At 62.8% G+C, this 20,053-nt stretch carries 24 protein-coding genes and 1 pseudogene; 12 read left to right on the top strand and 13 right to left on the bottom strand.

The genetic code is table 11. The annotated features are described in order from the left end of the window. Nucleotides 1-127 precede the first annotated feature (127 nt). Nucleotides 128-1,096, top strand: a complete 969-nt coding sequence (locus CH274_RS10575) for an AurF N-oxygenase family protein (RefSeq protein WP_094657391.1) — start codon at nt 128-130, stop codon at nt 1,094-1,096. Here the strand turns inward: CH274_RS10575 and CH274_RS10570 are convergent. Genes CH274_RS10570 through CH274_RS10555 form a run of 4 tightly spaced genes read right to left on the bottom strand, consistent with a single transcriptional unit; the run spans nt 1,069 to nt 3,979 of the window. After that, on the bottom strand, nt 1,069-1,800 hold the full coding sequence (locus tag CH274_RS10570; RefSeq protein ID WP_094645938.1) for a TetR/AcrR family transcriptional regulator: 732 nt from the start codon (nt 1,798-1,800) through the stop codon (nt 1,069-1,071). The two genes, CH274_RS10575 and CH274_RS10570, sit on opposite strands and share 28 nt — an antisense overlap. A gap of 35 nt (nt 1,801-1,835) precedes the next feature. Beyond that, nucleotides 1,836-2,375, bottom strand: coding sequence for a copper resistance CopC family protein (locus tag CH274_RS10565; RefSeq protein WP_094657390.1), 540 nt, complete (start codon nt 2,373-2,375; stop codon nt 1,836-1,838). Nucleotides 2,376-2,402: 27 nt separating this feature from the next. After that, nucleotides 2,403-2,759, bottom strand: coding sequence for an ArsR/SmtB family transcription factor (locus tag CH274_RS10560; RefSeq protein ID WP_032396178.1), 357 nt, complete (start codon nt 2,757-2,759; stop codon nt 2,403-2,405). 14 nt (nt 2,760-2,773) lie between these two features. Then, on the bottom strand, nt 2,774-3,979 hold the full coding sequence (locus CH274_RS10555) for an MFS transporter (RefSeq protein WP_094657554.1): 1,206 nt from the start codon (nt 3,977-3,979) through the stop codon (nt 2,774-2,776). A gap of 119 nt (nt 3,980-4,098) precedes the next feature. Here CH274_RS10555 and CH274_RS10550 point away from each other — a divergent pair, with 119 nt between their 5' ends. Beyond that, on the top strand, nt 4,099-5,325 hold the full coding sequence (locus CH274_RS10550; protein WP_143546545.1) for a GGDEF domain-containing protein: 1,227 nt from the start codon (nt 4,099-4,101) through the stop codon (nt 5,323-5,325). Nucleotides 5,326-5,397: 72 nt separating this feature from the next. Here CH274_RS10550 and CH274_RS10545 read toward each other — a convergent pair whose 3' ends face one another. Both CH274_RS10545 and CH274_RS10540 read right to left on the bottom strand, forming a co-directional pair. Next, nucleotides 5,398-5,736: a hypothetical protein gene (locus CH274_RS10545; RefSeq protein ID WP_143545436.1), complete on the bottom strand. Its 339-nt coding sequence runs from the start codon at nt 5,734-5,736 to the stop codon at nt 5,398-5,400. Between the two features lie 89 nt (nt 5,737-5,825). After that, nucleotides 5,826-6,707, bottom strand: coding sequence for a type IV toxin-antitoxin system AbiEi family antitoxin domain-containing protein (locus CH274_RS10540; RefSeq protein WP_306436603.1), 882 nt, complete (start codon nt 6,705-6,707; stop codon nt 5,826-5,828). A 134-nt stretch (nt 6,708-6,841) separates the two neighbouring features. Here CH274_RS10540 and CH274_RS10535 point away from each other — a divergent pair, with 134 nt between their 5' ends. Then, the gene (locus CH274_RS10535; protein WP_143544439.1) at nt 6,842-7,249 is read left to right on the top strand and encodes a hypothetical protein; all 408 of its coding nucleotides are present in this window, start codon (nt 6,842-6,844) and stop codon (nt 7,247-7,249) included. A gap of 30 nt (nt 7,250-7,279) precedes the next feature. After that, nucleotides 7,280-7,495 (top strand): annotated as a pseudogene (locus CH274_RS10530) (S26 family signal peptidase); the annotation flags it as partial. Here the strand turns inward: CH274_RS10530 and CH274_RS10525 are convergent. From CH274_RS10525 to CH274_RS10515, 3 genes are all read right to left on the bottom strand, one after another. Further along, a complete protein-coding gene (locus CH274_RS10525; RefSeq protein WP_037194160.1) occupies nt 7,496-7,867 on the bottom strand; it encodes a PLD nuclease N-terminal domain-containing protein in 372 nt (123 codons plus the stop codon). Nucleotides 7,868-7,980: 113 nt separating this feature from the next. Then, nucleotides 7,981-8,439, bottom strand: a complete 459-nt coding sequence (locus CH274_RS10520) for a hypothetical protein (RefSeq protein ID WP_094657387.1) — start codon at nt 8,437-8,439, stop codon at nt 7,981-7,983. 213 nt (nt 8,440-8,652) lie between these two features. Then, on the bottom strand, nt 8,653-9,570 hold the full coding sequence (locus tag CH274_RS10515) for an EamA family transporter (RefSeq protein ID WP_094657386.1): 918 nt from the start codon (nt 9,568-9,570) through the stop codon (nt 8,653-8,655). Nucleotides 9,571-9,757: 187 nt separating this feature from the next. On the opposite strand from CH274_RS10515, the gene CH274_RS10510 reads away from it, so the two are divergent. The 4 genes from CH274_RS10510 (at nt 9,758) to CH274_RS10495 (ending at nt 11,594) form a co-directional block, all read left to right on the top strand. Beyond that, a complete protein-coding gene (locus CH274_RS10510; RefSeq protein ID WP_256993533.1) occupies nt 9,758-10,177 on the top strand; it encodes a MarR family winged helix-turn-helix transcriptional regulator in 420 nt (139 codons plus the stop codon). Between the two features lie 24 nt (nt 10,178-10,201). Continuing rightward, complete coding sequence (locus CH274_RS10505; protein WP_094657385.1) at nt 10,202-10,774, top strand: cysteine hydrolase family protein; 573 nt, start codon at nt 10,202-10,204, stop codon at nt 10,772-10,774. Between the two features lie 262 nt (nt 10,775-11,036). Beyond that, nucleotides 11,037-11,243 (top strand): hypothetical protein, encoded by a 207-nt coding sequence (locus CH274_RS10500; RefSeq protein ID WP_143546544.1) that lies wholly within the window; start codon nt 11,037-11,039, stop codon nt 11,241-11,243. Nucleotides 11,244-11,246: 3 nt separating this feature from the next. Next, nucleotides 11,247-11,594, top strand: coding sequence for a hypothetical protein (locus CH274_RS10495; RefSeq protein ID WP_094657383.1), 348 nt, complete (start codon nt 11,247-11,249; stop codon nt 11,592-11,594). Here CH274_RS10495 and CH274_RS10490 read toward each other — a convergent pair. Further along, nucleotides 11,591-12,736: a citrate/2-methylcitrate synthase gene (locus tag CH274_RS10490; RefSeq protein WP_094657382.1), complete on the bottom strand. Its 1,146-nt coding sequence runs from the start codon at nt 12,734-12,736 to the stop codon at nt 11,591-11,593. The two genes, CH274_RS10495 and CH274_RS10490, sit on opposite strands and share 4 nt — an antisense overlap. A gap of 89 nt (nt 12,737-12,825) precedes the next feature. Between CH274_RS10490 and CH274_RS10485 the strand changes: the two genes are divergently transcribed. Then, nucleotides 12,826-14,034, top strand: a complete 1,209-nt coding sequence (locus tag CH274_RS10485; RefSeq protein ID WP_256993532.1) for a citrate synthase — start codon at nt 12,826-12,828, stop codon at nt 14,032-14,034. Here CH274_RS10485 and CH274_RS10480 read toward each other — a convergent pair. After that, the gene (locus CH274_RS10480) at nt 14,028-14,666 is read right to left on the bottom strand and encodes a TetR/AcrR family transcriptional regulator (RefSeq protein WP_094657380.1); all 639 of its coding nucleotides are present in this window, start codon (nt 14,664-14,666) and stop codon (nt 14,028-14,030) included. The genes CH274_RS10485 and CH274_RS10480 overlap by 7 nt on opposite strands. 245 nt (nt 14,667-14,911) lie before the next feature. Between CH274_RS10480 and CH274_RS10475 the strand changes: the two genes are divergently transcribed. Genes CH274_RS10475 through CH274_RS10465 form a run of 3 tightly spaced genes read left to right on the top strand, consistent with a single transcriptional unit; the run spans nt 14,912 to nt 18,356 of the window. Next, on the top strand, nt 14,912-16,036 hold the full coding sequence (locus CH274_RS10475) for a DUF5938 domain-containing protein (protein WP_094657379.1): 1,125 nt from the start codon (nt 14,912-14,914) through the stop codon (nt 16,034-16,036). A gap of 11 nt (nt 16,037-16,047) precedes the next feature. Next, the gene (locus CH274_RS10470) at nt 16,048-17,604 is read left to right on the top strand and encodes an acyl-CoA synthetase (RefSeq protein ID WP_094657378.1); all 1,557 of its coding nucleotides are present in this window, start codon (nt 16,048-16,050) and stop codon (nt 17,602-17,604) included. After that, on the top strand, nt 17,601-18,356 hold the full coding sequence (locus CH274_RS10465; protein ID WP_094657377.1) for an SDR family NAD(P)-dependent oxidoreductase: 756 nt from the start codon (nt 17,601-17,603) through the stop codon (nt 18,354-18,356). Before CH274_RS10470 ends, CH274_RS10465 begins: the two co-directional genes overlap by 4 nt. 16 nt (nt 18,357-18,372) lie before the next feature. Here CH274_RS10465 and CH274_RS10460 read toward each other — a convergent pair whose 3' ends face one another. Together CH274_RS10460 and CH274_RS10455 are read right to left on the bottom strand one after the other, a co-directional pair. Then, entirely contained in the window at nt 18,373-19,305 is a 933-nt protein-coding gene (locus CH274_RS10460; protein ID WP_094657376.1) for a TIGR01777 family oxidoreductase, read from the bottom strand. Next, on the bottom strand, nt 19,302-19,973 hold the full coding sequence (locus CH274_RS10455) for a TetR/AcrR family transcriptional regulator (protein ID WP_094657375.1): 672 nt from the start codon (nt 19,971-19,973) through the stop codon (nt 19,302-19,304). The genes CH274_RS10460 and CH274_RS10455 overlap by 4 nt, the downstream gene beginning before the upstream one ends. Between the last annotated feature and the right edge of the window lie 80 nt (nt 19,974-20,053).

Here is a 20,053-nt window from a genome sequence, read left to right as displayed (position 1 = left end):
CGGTCGGCCGGTTTCGTCGTTTCGAAGAACATTTCTCATGTATCTGCGACGGAGCGTTGCACCAATCAGTTTTATGTGTGACGCTGTGTTGCGTACACATTGTTCGGACGCAGGCGGAAGGACCACCATGACTGCAGTCGACGACGCACGAACGCTCTACCGAGACAGGCTGCACGCACTGTCGACGGCATCGGTGCACCAGCACTTCGACGCCTTCCTCGACATCCCCTGGGACGAGCCCGAGTACGCGATCGTTCCCGACGATCCGCGCTGGGTGCTCCCGGACGCGGACCCGCTCGGTCACACCGACTGGTACAAGTCGCTTCCCCTGGACCGGCAGATTCACATCGGGATGTACCGCCAGGCCAGCATGGTCAAGGTCGGCCTGCAGTTCGAGCAGATCCTCATCAGCGGCCTCATGCAGTACGCCCTCACGCTGCCCAACGATTCACCCGAATTCCGGTACTCGACGCACGAGGCCACCGAAGAGTGCCACCACACCCAGATGTTCCAGGAACTGGTGAACCGCATCGGCATCGACGTGCCGGGTGGGCCCGCGTGGTTCCGCAAGATCGTGCCCGTACTGACCCTCTTCGCGAGCCGATCCGCACCGTTCGGATTCTTCGTCGGGGTGCTGGCGGGAGAAGAGCCGATCGACCACATGCAGAAGGGCGTCCTGCGCGCCGGTAGCGTCGGGCACCCCTTGGTCCAGCGCGTGATGCAGATTCACATCGCCGAGGAAGCACGACACATCGGCTTCGCCCATCAGTACCTCGAACACAAGGCCCCGCGGCTCGGACGCTTCGAGAAGGCGTCGATCTCGATCCTCATGCCCGTCATCATGCGACTGCTGTGCGACGTGATCATGAAACCGAGCAAGCAGATGCGACGCGACCTCGCCATCCCCGACGACGTCGTCGACGCCGTGTGGTGGAACAGCGAACCGTCACGAAAGGCATTGCGCGACACGTTCGGTGACGTCCGAATGCTGGCCGGCGAGCTCGGACTGATGAACCGCGTGTCCCGACGCGTCTGGCGCGCCCTCGGTATCGACGGACGCCCCTCGCGTTACCGCAGCGAGCCGTCGTTCGGCTGACTCTCGTCGAGGACGCTTTCGAGGGGCACCTGCGGGATCGCGATCCCGCGGGATGCCCCGAGGCCCTTGACCTGCAGCCAGATGGTGTCGGCCAGGAACGTCGCGAAATGATCGAGACCGGTGCGATGTTCGGTCTGCCCGCTCCAACTGCGCACCGCACCCATGCAGCCGGAGACGAGGCCCGCAACCCACGGCCGCACCAGCGACCAGTCGTCGGTGGTCAGGTCCGCGTGCACCAGCGACAGGAATGCCGCGACGCTCACTTCCAACTGCTCGGCCAGCAGAGCGTTGGTCTCCTCGAGGGGCGTGGGTGACTCGGCACTGACGTCCTGCTCGACGAATCGCGTCCACGCGGGATGCTCGGCCACCCAGCGCACATAGGTGCTCACCATGCGATGCACCGCGTCGCGAGGAGTGCCGGTCAACGCGAACGACGAGACCAACGTGGCCGTCAACTCCGAGCAGATGGCCCGCTGAATGGCCGTGTCCAGGTCGGTTCGATCGCGGAAATGCCGGTACAGCCCGGTGCGGTGCACGCCGGCCTCGGCCGAGATCTGAGCGGTGGTGAGCCGCTCACCGGGTGCGATATCGCGCGCCAGAACCGTCATGGCCGCGTCGATGATGTGGCGTCGACGATCGGAGTTGTGCTGTTCCCAACGCCGCTTACGGCCATCGGACTCCGGGCGCTGGCCACCGTCACTCATGCTGCATGTTCTCACGTCCTTATCGGGTGAGGACGTCAGTTGCTGCGTTTACGAAGTGCGAACAGCACGCCCGCTGCACCGATCGCGACGACGACGACCGCGACGATCCAGATCGGAAATCCGCTGCTGTCCTCGGGCTCTTCTGCAGCAGTCGGTGTCGTTTCGGTAGGGGCGGGGACTGCGGTGGCTGCGGTTGCCGCCGACGTCGAGGACGCCTGGGTCAGTTGGAACGGAATGCTGCCGGTGATCGGATGCCCGTCCGCGGAGACCACTCGGTAGCCGATGGTGTACTCGCCCGCCGCACCGAGCCCGTCGAGATCGACGGTCACCGTGCTGCCGTCGACGAGGGGATCCGATGCCCCCCATTGGGTTCCATCGGCTCCGACGACGGTGACGGTGGCGAAGTTCGACTGCACGGACTGATTGAACGTCAGGGTCACCTCGTCCGGGGCGGCGTCGAGCACGGAGTTCTCGGCAGGGTTGCTGGACTGCAGAGTTGCGTGCGCAGCTGCCGGGGCGATCGACAGTGCCGTCGCGGTGAGAATGGCGGCGGCAATCACGGCCAGGCGTTTCATCGGGTGCTTTCTTGTTGTGGTGCAGGGTTATTCGTGCGGGGGCTCGCCGGTGACCTTGTGGTCGGCGAAGTTGAGACCCTCACGCACGAGCCGGGCGAGGTGACCGTCGGCCAGGCGGTAGATGACGTTGCGGCCGTCGCGTCGGGTCTCGACGAGTCCGGTGAATCGAAGCTTGGCCAGATGCTGGCTGACGGCGGTGCGGGAGGTTCCGGTGGCCGTGGTCAAGGCGCTGACGTCGGCAGGGCCGCGGTCGAGCAGCCAGAGGATGTGCAGTCGCGTGGGGTCCGAGAGCATCCGAAAGGTGTCGCTGGCCGTGGCCAGGCGTGCGGAGTCCGGTTCGACGGCATGGTCGAGACTGATGCGCGGTTCCTTCTTCGGTGGCATCGAACGTCGTCTCCCTACGCGGAGGCGACCACCGACACTCGGGAGCGACTCCACAGGCGTGCTGCGGACAGTGCCGCAAGTGTAGCCAAGCCCGTGAGCACCAGCGCCGCGGTGAACAGTCCGAACCGGGCCCCGACCCATCCCGCAATCGGATAGGTGAGCAGAAATGCCGCGTGCGACAACGAGAACTGCGCCGTGAAGATGGACGTTCGGGTGCTCTCGTCGGATTCACGACGCAGAATCCTCGCCGACGGGGTGTTGATCATCGACGTCCCGACGCCCAGCAGCACCCACGTCGCGGCCAGCGCAACCCAGGCGGTCGACCCTCCGTGCAGGGTCGCCACCAGTGTTGCTGCGGCAGTTCCCATCACGGCCGTCGCAGCCCCGGTGAGCATGAGCGTGTGATCGTTCGTAAATCCGAGGGCTCGTGGGATGCACAATGCGGCGACCATCGAGCCGGCGCCGTAGCAGACGAGAGCGATGGCCAGCTGGCTGCTCGATCCGCCGAACAGATCGCGGACGTAGAGAACGGAGTTGACCACCACGAGAGCAGTCGCCGCAGCGACCACCGTGTTCAACGCGATCAGTCCCTGAAGTTCGGTATTCCTGACGAACGTCGCGATGCCCGAGGTCGATCGTCGGATCTCGGGTGCGAGGTGTCTCGGAAAGTCGGTACCGACCACCATCACCGCGGAGACGACGAACCCCACAGCCGTGCCGACGAACAGCGTGTGGAAGCCGATGACCGTCAACAATGCGGCGGCGATCAATGGGCTGACCAGTGATTCGAGGTCGTAGGACAGTCGCGAGAGCGTCAACGCGCGGGTGTACTGCTGCGCGTCGGGCACCACGGACGGAATGACGGCCTGGAAGGTGGGAGTGAAGGTGGCCGACGCCGCCTGCAGAACGAAGATCAGCACGTAGACCTGCCACACCTGATCGACGAACGGCAATGCCAGTGCGGTGAGCGCCCTGACGGCGTCGGCGCTGACCAGCACGAGCTTGCGGGGGAGCGTGCCGGTCAGTGACGACACGATCGGAGCGACGAACACGTACGCGATCATCTTGATCGCCAGAGCGGTACCGAGCACGGCTCCCGCGGCACTGCCGGCAATGTCGTAGGCGAGCAGCCCCAACGCGACCGTGAGCAGTCCGGTGCCCAGCAACGCGACGACCTGCGCGGTGAAGAGGCGTCGAAAAGCGATGTTGGCGCGAAGCATGGGTTCAACGTACACACATGTGCGCACTTGCGCACTGATGGGATCGATGTTCGTGTTGCAGGCCGATCGCGATATATTTCGGTACCGTTCAACGGTCGGCGTCACAAGTGAGGTGGTTCATGACCGTTACGCGAAACGCATCGAACGAGGTGATGCGCCGTGCCGTCGATCGGTTGCCGTCGATGATCGGATACTGGGACAGCGCGCTCCGGAATGTGTTCGCCAACCGCGTGTATGCGGATTTCTTCGGAATCGAACCTCAGGACTTGGTCGGCAAGCACATCCGAGATTTGCTCGGTGAGACGCTGTACGAATTGAACCTGCCGTACATCACCGGTGTCCTCGCCGGTGAGCAGCAGCAGTTCGACCGGACCCTCATCGACGTCAACGGTGCTGTGCGCGTTACTCAGGCAACCTACGTGCCCGATATCGTCGACGGTGTCGTCGTCGGGTTCACCGCGTTGGTCGTCGACGTCAGCGCGCGCGCCGAGGTCGAGCGTGAGCGCGATCGCGCGATCCGGCTGTTCCAGAACGTGATGGAGAACGCCCCGATCGGCAAAGCGGTGATGACCCGCGACGGACGATGGCTCCAGGTGAACAGGGCCCTGTGCGAACTGCTCGGCTACACCGCAGAAGAATTGCGACAGAAAACCTTTCGCGACATCACCCATCCCGACGACATTCCCCTCGCCGACGAACACCTCAAAGGATTGGCCGAAGGGACGCTGACGAACGTGGCGTCGGAGAAGCGATACATCCGCAAGGACGGTGCCACGATCTGGGTGCAGCGCAACGTGACCGTGGTGCGCGACGACGAGTCCGGCGACGTGATCATCGCGCAGATCCAGGACATCACCGCACGCAAAGCTGCCGAGGCATCACTCGAACGCCAGGTGCTGATCGACGACCTCACCTCACTGGCCAATCGCCGACGCCTGATGTCCGAGTTGCATGCGATGAAGGACTCCGCCGACGGTCGTCCGGTGGGAGTGCTCTTCGTCGACGTCGACGCATTCAAGTCCATCAACGACCGATTCGGACACGCGGTGGGGGATCGAGTACTCCAGGCAATCGGCCGTCGCATCCTGGACAACACCCGCTCCGATGACGTCGCCTGCCGTATCGGCGGAGACGAATTCGTCGTCCTCCTGCGCAGCGCCCGCTCACGCAACGGTGTCGAATGCCTCGCCGACCGAGTTCGCGGACTCCTCGCCGGCCCCTACGACATCGACGGCACCGACATCCCGGTCTCGGTGAGCGTCGGATGGAGCTGGGAGCCGGCCGCCGACCCGGACCAACTGCTACGAATGGCAGACGAGCGAATGTACTTGTCCAAGCGCGCCTGAGATCCGGATCGATCTGGGTTTCAGTCGGTCAGAGTGAAACAGAGGCGCATCGATCCGCCGGACCGGTGCATCTCAAAGACGCGTCGGCCGAGCACCTAGTGGCGGCGTGGGGGCAGGTCCGCGTTTCTTGCGTGAATCGACCCGGTAGGCCAGGTAGAGATACAGGAATCCGGTGATGGCACCGCCCAGGCATCCTGCTGCAGTATCGAGAGCTGTTGAGCCCGAGTTGATCATCAAGTGCATCAGGAGGAAGCCGAGACCGACTGCGGGGACCAGGGCAAGCGCATTGATGTAATCGGCTCGGGTTGCGCCGCACTTCTTGCTGAGTGCGCCGGTCATGACCCACTCGCGAAACGGCTTCTGCATCTCGGCCTCCGACCTGGCGTGGTCCATTTTGCCCGTTTTCTTCACGATACCGGATAGTTCGCGACGCTGACGATGTCTTGGGAGGGTGCTCTGATGATCCTCGCGGCGGCGAAATCGGGTGCAACTGACCGCGCTCAGCGCGGCTGGCTGCACCGGATTCGATCGAGGGTTTCGGCAATTTCGGCGATCACGTGATCCATGCGTTCGGTCAGGTCGGCCCAGGTGTAGCGAAGGATCGTCCAGCTCGGGCTGATGCCGTTCTGCCTGCTCCGATCCCGTTGGAATGCATCGTGGTCGGAGTGGAATGCCCAGCCGTCGATCTCGATGGCCAGCATCTCGGCGAGGAACGCGATGTCGAGTTCGTACTCGCCCCATCGATAGTTGACCACCCAGCCGCTGATCTTGCGGGCCCGGAACTCTCCGATCAAGAGACGCTCTCCCTCCGAGCGGGCACCGTTCGCTGCTACTTTCAGCAGCCGCTTCGCCTCGGGAGCGCCGGTGCGACCCGGGTTTCGCGCATGGGCTCGCTGCAATCGCCCGAGGTCGGTGTGTCGCTGAAGTGCCCGATCCATGATGTGCGCCTTGCCTATCGAGGCTTCGAGAACGGTGAGTTCGAGAGACGTGACCTGAAGCCCGCGGCGCTCGACGATGTCCTTGCTGTGGATATCGCGGCGGCGGAGTCGGCATCCCTCGGCGCGGCTGCGCCCCTTGCGCGGGGTGGTGACTTCGATGATGCTCGGTGCGTCGGTTATCACCCGGTGCCAGAAGGCCGCGGCTTCCCCGCTGAGCACAGCGTTCGGTCCTGCACCCCACACAACGCATCGAATGCGCGCGTCCGCAGTGAATGGGCGATCGACGACGAAGTACACCCCGCGATGAATCGTTCGCCACGCCCCCGCTCGCACCGAGCGGTCCACAGCATCGCCGCTCAGGCCGCACATCGCCGCCTGCGCGCGGGTGATCACGCCGTCGTGCTGTGCCAACCATTCATCGAGCATGTCCACTTGGACGTTCACTGCGCCGGAGCGGTTCCACAGTGCGAATCGGGTGCAATGGACCGCGCTCAGCGCGGCTGGCTGCACCGGATTCAATCGACGTGGAGCTGTGTGTTTGAGTCATCCGCATGGATTGGGTCGCCAAGGAGCTATGTGTGGCGGCGGCCAGTGGTGCGTGCACGGCTGCGGTCCTCATTTGGTCGAGTGCCAACGGTCGATGGTGGGACCTGACCCTCCCGGCTGTGATCGGCGGAGTGTTCGGACTGATGGTCGGCCTGGTCGCGGTCGCAGGTGGGCACTACGCAGTGCGGACTGCGGCGTTCTGGCCGCCGCGGACTCGCAACCGGTGGAGGCACCGTTTCGCGCTGTGTTCGGCAGCGGCCGTGATGCTGGTGGTTGGCGGACTGCTCGCATGGACCGAGGCGGCCTCGGGAAATCCATCTCTGCACCCGGAGTCGTTGATAGTGCTCGGAACACTGACATCGGTGAGCTACGCATTCGCGTATGTTCTCGCGCCCTCCCGTTTCGGTAATCCGGTCAGTCAGAACGTCCAGACGCGCTGAGTTCGGTTTCGAGTGTGGTGCAGCCGATCGCGTTCACTCGCATGCATCGGGCCGGTCACGGTGCCCGTCGGCAATCTCTGGATGATGGGCGACAACCGCAGCGGCTCAGCCGATTCCAGAGCTCACCGCAAAGACGAACTGGGCGGCACGGTGCCCGTTGGAAATGTCATCGGCCAAGCGCGCCTGATCGTTCTGCCGCCCTCGCGATGGGGCACCATCGAGTCGCCGTCGATCCAGGAACACTGATCAGAATCCGAGATCTCGCTTGCGGCGCTCGCGTTCGAGTCGACGTTGCTCTTCTGCGCGCTCTCGGCACTGCCGAAGAAATTCCGCATCGGCATCTGGATTCTGCGCGGCCTGACGACCGGGGCGCGTTTCGTACTCCGGGAACGCAGAATTGATCGCCCGCCGGTTGCCGCCGCCGGGACCTCCCCAGATTCCGCCACCTATCGGACGTCCCGCGAACAACCACGCCAACGAGCCGGCGAGCGGGAGAAACACCACCAACAGCAGCCACACGATCTTCGGGAGGAATCGCACTCCACCGTCGTCGGCCGTGATCACGTCGATCAGACAGAACACCCACAGCAACATCACCAGCAAACCGAGATACGGCATGTGATCCTCCATGTTCAAGACCAATCGGTCTGTTGTATCGAGGATCGTAGCGGGATTGCTGTGAAATCAACAGATGGCACAGAATGGACAGGGCGATTCCAAGGTAGGAACAGTCAGTGACCTTGGGAGTAGATGAACAGTGACGACTGCCGCGAGTTCCTGGTGAGCAGGACGGTCACGGGGTCGGACGTCCCCTGCGGAGAACGCGAGGTGGACAGCATCTCGGCCTCACAGGTCACGCCCAGGGCAGTCCAGGTGCTGGTGGATGCAGCAGAGCACGTGACCGGTTGCAGTGGCGGATAGGAAGGGTTAGCTGCCGATAGTGCAACGTCGTCCTGTTTGCTCGACGCGTCGAATCGCGCCCACCACGCGGGTTGGCCGACGAACTCCGCGTGGGTGAAGGCCTGAACGAACTCGAAGTCACTAGGAACGTCGAAAGCTATGTCTTGCAGTCCCTTCGACACTGCTTCCTTGTCCATGGATTTGCGTTCGCCTGGCTCGAACGACGTGCACGACGCGGTGAGAACGGCGAGGACCACCAGCGTGGGAAGTGTTGTCCACGAATTCTTCATGTCACCGAACCCGTGTGAGAAACATCGGCCACGACGAAGCCATGTTCCAGGCCTGCCCGCGAGATCGGGGCGATCGGTCGGAACCGACACGGCAGGAGTCACGACACCATCGTGCACGATCGCTGCATGACAAGGACAAATTTCGGGTGCAGCCAGCCGCGCTCAGCGCGGTCGCCTGCACCCGATTCGAGCCGGCATGCATGCTGTCAACGGTCACCGCGAATCTCTGGGCACGAACTGGCCGGCGGTGGAAGCGAAGAGTGCGATTCCGAAACCCGCGCATTGTAATCCTGTCATGTTCTGTCCCAACACGATCCATCCGAGTACGGCCGCGGTGAGCGGACTGAGGATGCCGAGCAGAGAGACGTTTGCGGAGGGCAGAGTGCGTGCACCGCGGAACCAGAGCGCGTACGCCATCGCACCGCCAATGACCGCGAGCCACGCGTAGCCGAGTACAGCCTCGGCGTCGATGGCCCATGGTCCGTCGTCGACGATCGGAATCAGCGGAAGGATCACCATGCCGCCGACAAGTAGTTGCCACGCAGTGGAATTGAGTGGATTGGTGTTCGGCGGAACTCCCCAGCGTTTGGTGAGGACGACGCCGGTTGCCATGCTGGCGGTGCCGATCGCTGCGGCGGCGAGGCCTATCGCGTCGAGCCGAACAGTGCTGGACATGGTTGTCAGCGCTACCCCGACTACGGCGACGAGCGCCCATCCGACCTGAACAGGACGGGTGCGCCCCCACCCGAACGCCGTGGACATCGCGATGATGATCAGAGGTTGCGCAGAACCGACGACGGCTGCAGCGCCTCCCGGAAGTCGATAGGCCGCCACGAACAGCATTGGAAAGAACAATCCGATGTTCAGCACCCCGAGGGCAGCAGTTTTCAGTCGCCAACCGTGTCCGGGAATGCCGGGTGCGATGAGCAGGAGCAGCAGCCCTGCCGGAACCGCGCGAAGGACGCTGGCGGTCATGGGCCGATCCGGAGGAAGAAGTTCGGACGTCACCAAATATGTTGTCCCCCAGACAATAGGGGCCAGTGCGGCTGCGGCAGTGATCCCCAGGGTCGAGGATGCGCCGCGCGGTCTCTGAGTGTGGGTCGAATCAGCACCGGCATGTGATGCCCGCATCGCACCTCCTGGTTTCAGGAAACATCTTAACGTTGAACTATCACTGCGTTGAACGGTATGCGTATGCTTGCCGGACGTCAACTGTTCAGCGGTGAGGGGTCTGTAGGTGTCGAACGAGGCACAGGATGCCGTGGATCGGATCCTGCAACAGTGGAAGGTCGAGCGGCCCGACGTCGACGTCAGCCCCATGGCAGTCATCGGGCGCATCGGCAGAGCCGCATCCATTCTGGACAAGCGTATTCAGGCCACTTTGGCCGAGTATGGTTTGCAGCCGGGAGAATTCGATCTGGTCGCTACGCTTCGACGTGCCGGGGCCCCGCATCGCCTCACTGTCGGACAGTTGCTCGACAGTGCCATGGTCACGTCCGGAGCCATTACGAACCGCTTGAATCGGCTCACCGACAAAGGGTTGATCGAACGCGAAATCGACCCAACGAACCGTCGAGTGGTCATCGTGCAATTGACGCCTGCTGGAATTTCGGCAGTGGATGCCGCGCTACCGGCACACGTGGCCAATGAGGAAGTGCTGCTGGCATCGCTTACTCCTGACGAACGAAGCCAACTCGCTGCCTTGCTCAAGCGAATGCTGCTCGACATTCAGCAGTAGCAACCTCGTCGTATCCTTGGCCGCATGGGCGAATCACAGATCGACTTCCGAAGGCCCGCTCTGATCGCCATCGATGTACAGGCGGGATTCGACGATGCCGAGTTCTGGGGTCCGCGAGATAACCCGTCGTGCGAAAGCAACATCGCTGCCCTGCTTCGCTTGTGGCGGTCCAAGTCCTGGCCGGTGGTGTTCGTCCGACACGACTCCGACAACCCCCGATCTCCCTTGTCGCCGAGCGGTTCCGGGCACGCGTTCAAAGACATGATCGAAGGAAGTCCCGACCTACTGGTCAGCAAACGGGTCAATTCGAGCTTCTACGGCACGCCGGATCTCGATGCCTGGCTACGCGCCGAAGGCATCGACCAGGTCGTCATCTGCGGAATCACGACAAACCACTGCTGCGAGACGACGGCTCGCATGGCCGGAAACCTCGGATACGACACGTACTTCGCCATCGACGCCACTCACACCTTCGATCGCCTCGCCCTCGACGGAACCACCGTTCCCGCCGCGACATTGTCGGCGATGACTGCGACCAACCTGCACGGGGAATTCGCGACGGTGGTGACGACGGAAGACCTGCTCTCGGGCTTGTAGCCGAACCGTTTGATACCGTTCGGTATGGCGAATCGGCGGACGACTGCGGGTCTCGCGGGACCCATCGTGTTGCTGTATCTGGGTTACTTCGCGTCGATCCCGATACTCGAGGCTCGTTCGCGGGCTGTTCGAGCCGCGATTGAACTGGGCTGAGATCGGCTGGGGTGGAACGATTGTGTTCGCATTCATGGTCGTTGCAGGACTGATTGCATGCGCCGCGGCGATACGGATTCTTGTCGACTCGCCGCGATTTCCGGGAATCGTGGCGACCTCAGGTTCGTCCATCGGCCGAAAGATCGATGCGGTGGGTATCACGCTGATCGGGTGCGCTGTCGCCGTGATTTCGCTGATGGGCGAGGGTCTGGCACTCGGCTTCTTCGCCCCCATCGTCACTGGATGGTTGTGCGTCAACACAATTCGAAACTACAGATCGCTGTCCCGGTCCGGCCGAACTGCAACGGCACAGTGATCCGTGAACACCGCACTTGCGCTCGCACTGATGGTAGGACTTGGCGCGTTCGCGTACGGCGCTGCAGTTGGCTTTCGAGGTAGGGCGCTCCACGTCGACTACTACGGCCGCGACGTATCGGACAGGGTGAAGACCACACCACAGCTTCGCGAAGAAGCCAACAGGTCGTTCAAGATCTGGTGCGTCGTCGCCGCGATGTTGCTTCTGGCCCCGCTGATTTGGCTCTTCGCTGATTTCCAGCGCGAAAGAACAACGTGGGAGTTACTCGGTCTGGCGGCCTATGTCTTCATCGTCGTCATCGTCGGCAGCTACCCGTTCGCGAAGATGAGTGCTCCGCAGTGGCGTGATTAGGTGCCCTGGTTGGCACTTGACCGCACCACTGCCGAAGGCACTGGGCCGTCGTAGCGGGCGATCGGGCGAATGATCTTGCTGTCGTGCGACTGCTCGACGATGTTGGCGCACCACCCGACCATCCGACTGCATGCGAAGGTGGGCGTGAACATCGACCGCGGAATTCCGCACAGCTCCATCACGACGCCGGCGTAGTACTCGACATTGGCGTAAAGCTTGCGGTCCGGCTTCAGATCGGCGAGCGCAGCGGCGATGACCTTCTCGACCTGAACCGCCTTGTCGATGAGCTCACCGCCCATCTCCTGCGCAGTCTCGCGCAGCATCACCGATCGGGGATCATCGGTTCGGTACACCGGATGCCCGAATCCCATGATGCGCTCGCCCGCAGTGATCTTCGTGCGTGCCCAGGCATCGGCGGAGTCGATGTCGGCAATCTCGTCCAGCCCGTCGAGAGCCCGATCGGGCGCACCCCCGTGCAACGGACCAGCGAAGGCACCGATCGCGGCACACACTGCGGATGCGATGTCGGATCCCGTCGACGCCACGACTCGCGCAGTGAAGGTCGACGCGTTGAACCCGTGATCGATCGTGGCGGTGAGGTATCGGTCGATCGCTCGGGCACGATCGGCGTCGGGCACCTGCCCGGTGATCATGAACAACCAGTTCTGCGCCGTCGTCAGATCTTCGCGTGGCTCGATGGGATTCTGGCCGGTCCGAATCCTGTGCACCGCAGCCAGGATGGTCGGTGTCATCGCACACAGACGCAGCGCGGTCGCACGCTTGTCCGATTCCGACGACTCGTACAGCGGCACAGCGCCGGCCACTCCCGACAACACCGTCCGCAACGCGAAGAGTGGTTGCTCGGGACCCGACAGCGCCACTGTCTTCACGGCCGCTGCGACGTCCTTCGGCAGCACGCGCAGTGGTGCCACCGTGCGCAGGAACTCGGCGCGTTCGGAGTCGCTCGGCAACCGGCCCTCGACCATCAGGAACCACGCGTCCTCGAAGGTCCTGTGTAGCGCGATGTCGATCGCCGAGTACTGGCGGTAGTGATAGAAACCTTGGTCGCCTCGTACATCCCCGATCGATGTGGTAGTGACGACGACATTGTGCAGCCCCCGTGGGGCTTCGAGAACGGCCATGATGGATCTCCTTTTCGCTGCTCAACCACCACAATCCGCGCTAATGTTGATCCTTGTCAATGTTGATTCAATCAATGTGGAAGGCAGACATGACGCACCCCGACGGGCGGAACATGCTCACCACCGCTCAGGCTGCGGCACGGCTGGGTGTCAAGCCGGAGACGGTGTACGCCTACGTCAGCCGTGGCCTGTTGACCAGTACTCGACTGCCCGGAGTCCGGGGGAGTGTGTTCGACGTCGACGAGGTGGAATCTCTTGCCGGACGCGATACCGCTCGGCGCACCGATATCGGTGCCGTGGAACGAATTCGAACGCGGACCACCCTGATCGACGACGGCCATCTCTACTACCGGGGGCGTGACGCGGTCGAACTCAGCTCACGCACTTTCGAGTCGGTCGCACAGTTCGTGTGGACGGGTGAGCTGGTGGACGGAGCGCAGTTCGTCGCCGATCCTGTTGTCGTACAAAGATGCCGAGATGCACTCGGGCTGCTGTCGCCTGATTGCCGGTCCATCGATCGGATCCGTATCGCCGTCGATATCGCCTCCACCTACCGACCGATGCGATTCGACACCGGATCCACATCCGTTGTCCGCGAGGCAGAGCAGCTGCTGGTGACGGTCGCAGCAGCCCTCGGTCGTGGTTCCGCGGACCTGCCGATCGCCGAATCGCTCTGGGAAGCAATCACCTCCGACGAGACCGATCCGAACGGGTTGACGGTGCTGCAGGCCGCACTCGTCCTGATGTCCGACCACGGTCTGGCTGCGTCGACGCTCGGAGTGCGGGTTGCGGCGAGCACCCGGGCCAATCTGTACTCGATAGTCTCGGCGGGACTCGGCTGTATCGACGGCCCCCTGCACGGCTCGGCCGCCGATCCCGTGCACCGGTTCCTGACGACGGCAATCGATGATCCGATAGGCGCTCTCGCAACACAATTGAGGTCCGGGGAGCGGGTGCCCGGCTTCGGGCACGTCATCTACACCGACCGAGACCCTCGCGCCGAGGAAATACTGCGATTGCTTCGGGACCCCGCTCACGGTGCGGACCCCGTGGTGGTCACTGCTGCGGACACGATAATCGAGGAGGTGAGTAGCAGATTCGAAGCCTTTCCGAACTCGGATTTCGCTCTCGCCACGTTCACGCTCGCCTACGGACTCAGGGCGGACACGCCGGAGATGCTGTTCGCACTGGCCCGGATCGTGGGGTGGACGGCACACGCCCTCGAAGAATACGACGAAGAGCCCCTGCGCTTTCGAGTTCCCGGCATCTACACGGGGACTCGGCCGGGAACCTACTGAGGCGTCGGGCAATCCAGTAACGCGAACGCAGCATGCAGTTGGCGACGCGCTGCGGTTACCTCGGCTGTGTTGTCGGCCAGGTGATGCAGGAGGGCGCGCTGAAAGATGCCGTCGAGAAGGATGTAGGCGGAGGCCTGGTCGAGTGCAGGCGTAGTGCCGCGAAGTTCGCAGTATCGAGCCACCACACGCCAGATCATGTCCTCACGACGTTCCTCGATCTCGAGCACGTCGTTGCGGAACGAACCGTCGAACAAGGCTTGATTGCGCAGGTCGTACCAGAGTCGATGAATGCCGGCGTCCGCAGCCAGGGTTGCGAAATACTTCGCCTCGAAGTCCGCGTACAAGCCGGTGGCGTCGGCCGCGTTGGCCACCACCTCGTCGTAACGAGTGACGCAGATGGCCTCGTACTGGCGAACGGCGTGCGTGATGAGGTCGAGTTTGTCGGTGAAGTAGTAGTGCAGAACGCCGTGCGAATACTCGGAATTCTGCGCGATCTCCCGCAGTGACGTGCGGGCATAGCCCAATTCGGCCAGCGTGTGCAGCGTCGCCTCGGCCAGCTCGGTCCGCTTGGACTCGAACTTGTTGCGGGCGCGCCCCTCGATTCGCGCGCGCGGATCAGCGGTCTGGGTCATGGTCCGTGTCCTTTCCGCGCGAGGTCGTCACCTCAGTGTATGCCCGACGGCCGATGGAGAAACTTCGGCGTCGAGCAATTCCTGGGCAGGTGTCAAGAAAAAGCTTGACGTCTGTACAAATTCTATCCTAATGTGATCCACGGCACACGTCAGAAGGGCGGATGTTCCCCACGTCCCCTCCGGTGCCCGAAGTCTCAACCATCTCGGTCCGCCGTGCGGACGGGCCGATCACGAGAGGACCTTTCATGCCCACCGACAAGCGCGTCGTCGTATACGGAGCATCGGGATACACCGGCCGACTGATCTGTGAATATCTGCGCGAGTACAATATCCCGTTCCTGGCCGCCGGACGAGACCAGGGACGAGTCAAAGGCATCATCGACGTGGTTCCCGGAATCGAGACCGTCGAACACGACGTCGTCGAGGTCGACCACACCGCGGAGGCCCTGGCCGAGGCATTTCGAGGTGCCGAGATCGTGCTCAACACGGTCGGACCGTTCTCGCGTTACGGCCACGAAGTTGCGGAGGCGTGCATCGAGATCGGAGCGCACTACACCGACACCACGGGTGAGCAGGACTGGATGATCGACGCCGAGTCGAAGTACGGTGCCGAGTTCGCAGCTCGAAACCTGGTGCTCACACCGGGTTTGGCGCAGATGTACAGCATCGGTGAGATCGCTGCGAACATCTGCCTCGAGACGCCGGGGCTGGACACACTCGACATCGAGGTCTTCTGGAAAGGGCACCCGACGGTCGCGTCGACGAACACGATCCTCACCAACGCCGCGTTCTCCAAGGCCTATTACCTGGAGCAGAACGAGTACGTCGAATGGCCGGACGATGGCGTCATGCAGGTCGTCGTGCCCGGCCAGCACGACCTGGGGCTGGCTCTTCCCTGGGGCGGGACATCCCATCCGGTGTGGTTCAAGAACGATCCGCGCGTAGCGAACGCGCGTGCCCTGGGTGGAGTGATCAACAAGCCGTTGATGCTGGCCGTACCCCAGATCATCTCTGCCGCAATGGCTCAGATGGAGGGGAAGTCGGACGCGGAGAAGTACCAGATCATCGACACGGTGTCGTCGTCGGTGCGCAGCGAGACGCCTCCACGGGAGAATCCGCGGATCAACACCTCACTCGACTCGGTTTATGCGTCGGGACCGCTCGGTCGCGTGCATACCGTGATCCACGGCAACTGCAACTACAAGCAGACCGCTCTGCTCAATGCCTACGCAGCGGCACATCTGCTGCAGGGACCGCCGAAGAAGTTCGGATTCGCCTCCAGCTGCCAGGCATTCGGACATCGAGAACTGCTGGGCGTGCTCCGCGCGTTCGGGCTGGTGCTCGAACCCATCGTCACTGCACACAGCTGAGGACAGGGCCGATGCGGCTGTCCGACTACCTCGACAAAGGTGTGTCACTGGGTCGAGACGCGCCTTGTCTCACCATCGGTGACACCACCCGAAACTACGGCCAGGTGTACGACGACACGGTGGCCATCGCCGCTGCGTTGCAGCACAACGGAATCGAGGCAGGTGACCGGGTTGCTGTGCTCTCCGCCAACGACCCGCTCGCACTGACGTGCGTGTTCGCGATCTCGCGAGCGGGGGCGGTGTGGTGCCCCATCAATCCCCGCAACGAAGCCGACGAGAATCGGCAACTCTTCGAGCTGTTCGGCTGCCGATTCCTGTTCTTCCAGAAAGCGTTCGCCGATCTCGTCGGTCGCATTCGCGATCAGCTGCCTCGACTGGAATGGCTCGTCTGTCTGGACGGTGACGTACCGGGCGCACTCTCGTACGACAGTTGGCTCGTCGAACACGGTTCGGAATCGGTCGAAGAGCGACGACCGGCGGACGGCGTGTGCATGATCGCCGGCACCGGCGGTACGACCGGAAAACCCAAGGGGGTGAGGCTGACCGAGGAGAACATGATGACCTCGACGGCGACGGCACTCATGAGCTATCCGTTCGGGGATCGGCCTCGGTACCTGGCACTCGCGCCACTGACTCACTCCGCGGGCGTGCTGACGTTCCCCATCCTCAGCCTGGGTGGACACGTTGTGGTCATGGCTGCTCCCGATGTCGGAAAGTTTCTGTCCCTCATCGAGAAACACGGGATCACCCACGCGTTTCTGCCGCCGACGGTGATCTACGGCGTGCTCGATCATCCGGATCTCGACGTCACGGATCTGACGTCGCTGCGCTGTCTCTGGTACGGGGCCGCACCGATGTCGCCGACTCGATTGGAAGAGGCGCTGACCCGAATCGGGCCGGTTCTCGGACAGCTCTTCGGGCAGACCGAGGCACCGAACATGATCGCAACGCTCGCTCCGGCGGATCACTTCCGCAGCGACGGATCGATCGCCACCGAACGACTGAGTTCTGCAGGCAAGCCGACCCCTCTGACAACGGTGGCGATCATGAACGACGACGGCGCATTGGTCGATCGTGGTGAGCGCGGAGAGATCGTCGTTCGCGGTCCTCTCGTGATGCAGGGCTATCACGAGAATCCCGACGCCACAGCCGAAGTGGGGGCGTACGGGTGGCACCACACCGGTGACATCGGGTATCTCGACGACGACGGCTACCTGTACGTCGTCGACCGCGCCAAGGACATGATCATCACGGGCGGGTTCAACGTCTACTCGGCCGAGGTGGAACAGGCCCTGTTGTCGCATCCGTCGGTGAAAGAATGCGCCGTCGTCGGACTGCCCGACGACAAGTGGGGCGAACGCGTCACCGCGGCAGTCCTGCTGCGGCCCGGCCGGGATGCGTCCGACCAGGATCTGATCTCCCACGTGAAGGCACGAATCGGAAGTATGAAGGCACCCAAACAGATTCAGATCTGGACCGACCTTCCCCGCTCGAAGGTGGGAAAGATCCTCAAGACCGAAGTACGCAGCACCATGTCTCACTCATCATCGAAGGGAAACACACCATGACCGAGTTCGAGGGCAAGAGAGTATTCGTCACCGGGTCCGGAGCCGGCATCGGAAAAGCCATCTCCCAGATGTTCATCGAGCGCGGCGCTCGTGTTGTGGTCAGCGACATCGACGAAGGCGCAGCAGCAAAGGCAGCCGAGGAGATCGGTGCCGCCGGGATCGCCAACTGCGATGTGTCCGACGAGAGTCAGGTGCAGAGTGCGGTGGCGCAGGCCGTCGAGATTCTCGGCGGTCTCGACATCGTCGTCAACAACGCAGGAATCGAAGTGTCGTCGCCGCTGCTCCAACAGTCGACGGAGAGCTTCGACAAGATCTATTCCGTCAACGTCAGGGGTACGTTCCTGGTGATGAAAGCCGCGATCGGTGCACTGGTGGAGTCGAAGGGCAACATCGTCAACATCGCATCGCTTGCCGGTGTGGGCGGCACCGCGTTGCTCGGATCCTATTGCGCTACAAAGGCGGCAGTCATCCAGCTCACCCGCGTCGCCGCCATCGAAATGCGAGCATCGGGAGTGCGGGTGAATGCGGTGTGCCCCGGATTTGCCGACACCGCGATGGTCGACCGACTGGTCCCGGACTTCGAAGCCGCGACCCAGATCCCGTTCGGTGACCTCGTCAAGGCCAAGCAGGGACGGCTGGGAACACCCGAGGACATCGCGGAAGTGACGTTGTTCCTCGCCTCCGACCGGGCGTCGTGGATCACCGGAAGTCACTACATCCTGGACGGAGGGCTGTCGGCGTCGCTCGTGTAGGCCATAGGGCTCCCCGTCACCCCAGGGCGACGGGGAGCAACCCTCGAGGCGTCTCGGATGCGATGTCGGCGAGAGCATGGTTCAGTGTTGCGTGCTCGAATTCGAAGCCACTGTCCGTCAGTACTTTGGGGTCGACCCAGCGACTCTTCAGGACAAGTTCGGCTTCCGTGCGAATTACTCGTGCCCCGAATTGAAGCAGCCATGCCGGTGTCGGAAGACCGTGACTGCGGCCGAGAGCGATCCTGACCTGCCGCATCAGCTCCTCGTTGGTCACCGGGAACGGAGTTGCAACGTTGACCGGCCCGGAGATACCAGTGTTGTCGTAGAGGTGATCGAGGATGCGTCCGACATCGGCGACGTGCACCCAACTGAACATCTGGCCGCCGTCGCCCATCGTGCCGCCGAGTCCGACTCGAGCCAGGTCGATGATCGGGTTGATCGCACCGCCGCCTGCACCCAGCACTATCGACATACGCAGCGCTACTTTGCGAATGGCCACATCGGCGTCGAACAGCTCACGCTCCCAGGCGCGGGCGACCTCGACGGAGAATCCCGACCCGATGTCGCCGGATCGTTCGTCCATCGGCCTGTCGCGCGAATCGCGATAGATGGTGCCGGTGCTGGCGTTGATCCACAACTCGGGTGGGTTCTGGACCTGAGCCAAGGCACGCCCGAGTTGGGCCGTCGTCTGGATGCGCGAGGACATGATCTCGTCCGCGTTCGCCTTGTTGTAGCGACAGCTCACCGAGCGGCCCGCGAGGTTGACGACCAGATCGGAACCGTCGAGCACGTCGACGAGGCCGCGATGGTCGGACCACGTTGCATCACTGGTTGTTCCGCGCCCGACGGTCCTGACGCGAATGCCGCGATCTTCGTAGGAGTGACGCAGGTACCGGCCGATGTAGCCGGAGGCGCCGCAGACTACGACAGTCGATGGTGAATCAGTCACTGGTCCAACCCTTCTGGAGAGGTCATTCGTTTCAACAGGCCGGCCACATCGGTGACCAACCCCCGCGCCACCGGGAGTCGAGCGAGGCGTACGGCTTTGGCCACCACCGGTACAAGTCCGTCGACCAGGGTGCGGGTGCGTGCCTGGTTGTCCGAGGAGTCGGTGACCCAATGGAGGGTGACACCCATGTAGATCAGCCAGAGCAGTTGCGGAAGAACGTCTTTCAGAGAACCGGGAACCTTCTGTTTCGACGTCTCCAAGGTGGTTCGCATAAGGTCGATGGCCATGGACCTGGCGTCGGACGATTCTTCCGAGAACGGACTGGAACTGGATCGGGTGGGCAACGCCAACTGCAGGAACGATCCACCGAATGCGTGATACGGCTCCATCACATCCAGCCCGGAATGCAATACGGCAGCCAGGTTTTCGGACAGTGATCCGCCGTCGACGAGGACGCGGAGTGCACGCTCGCGATGATCGCGCTGGATCACCATGTACAACTCGTTGACCAGCTCGTCCTTGCCGGCGAAGTAGTAGTACGCATTCCCGAGCGAGACACCCGCTCCGTCGGCGATGCGACGCATCGTCGTGGCCTGAAATCCTTCCTCACGAAACAGTCGAAGTGCTACCTCGACCACCTTGTCGCGAGTCTCGGACGTGCGCGCCATCGATTCACCTCAATTCTGAACGTGTTCAAATTCGACGATAGACCTGTTTTTGAACACGTTCAAGATCGGATGGTGGATGC

It is taken from the genome of Rhodococcus sp. 06-418-5, assembly GCF_002258285.1.
GTDB lineage: Bacteria > Actinomycetota > Actinomycetes > Mycobacteriales > Mycobacteriaceae > Rhodococcoides.
This window is presented reverse-complemented; position numbering and strand designations above follow the sequence as displayed.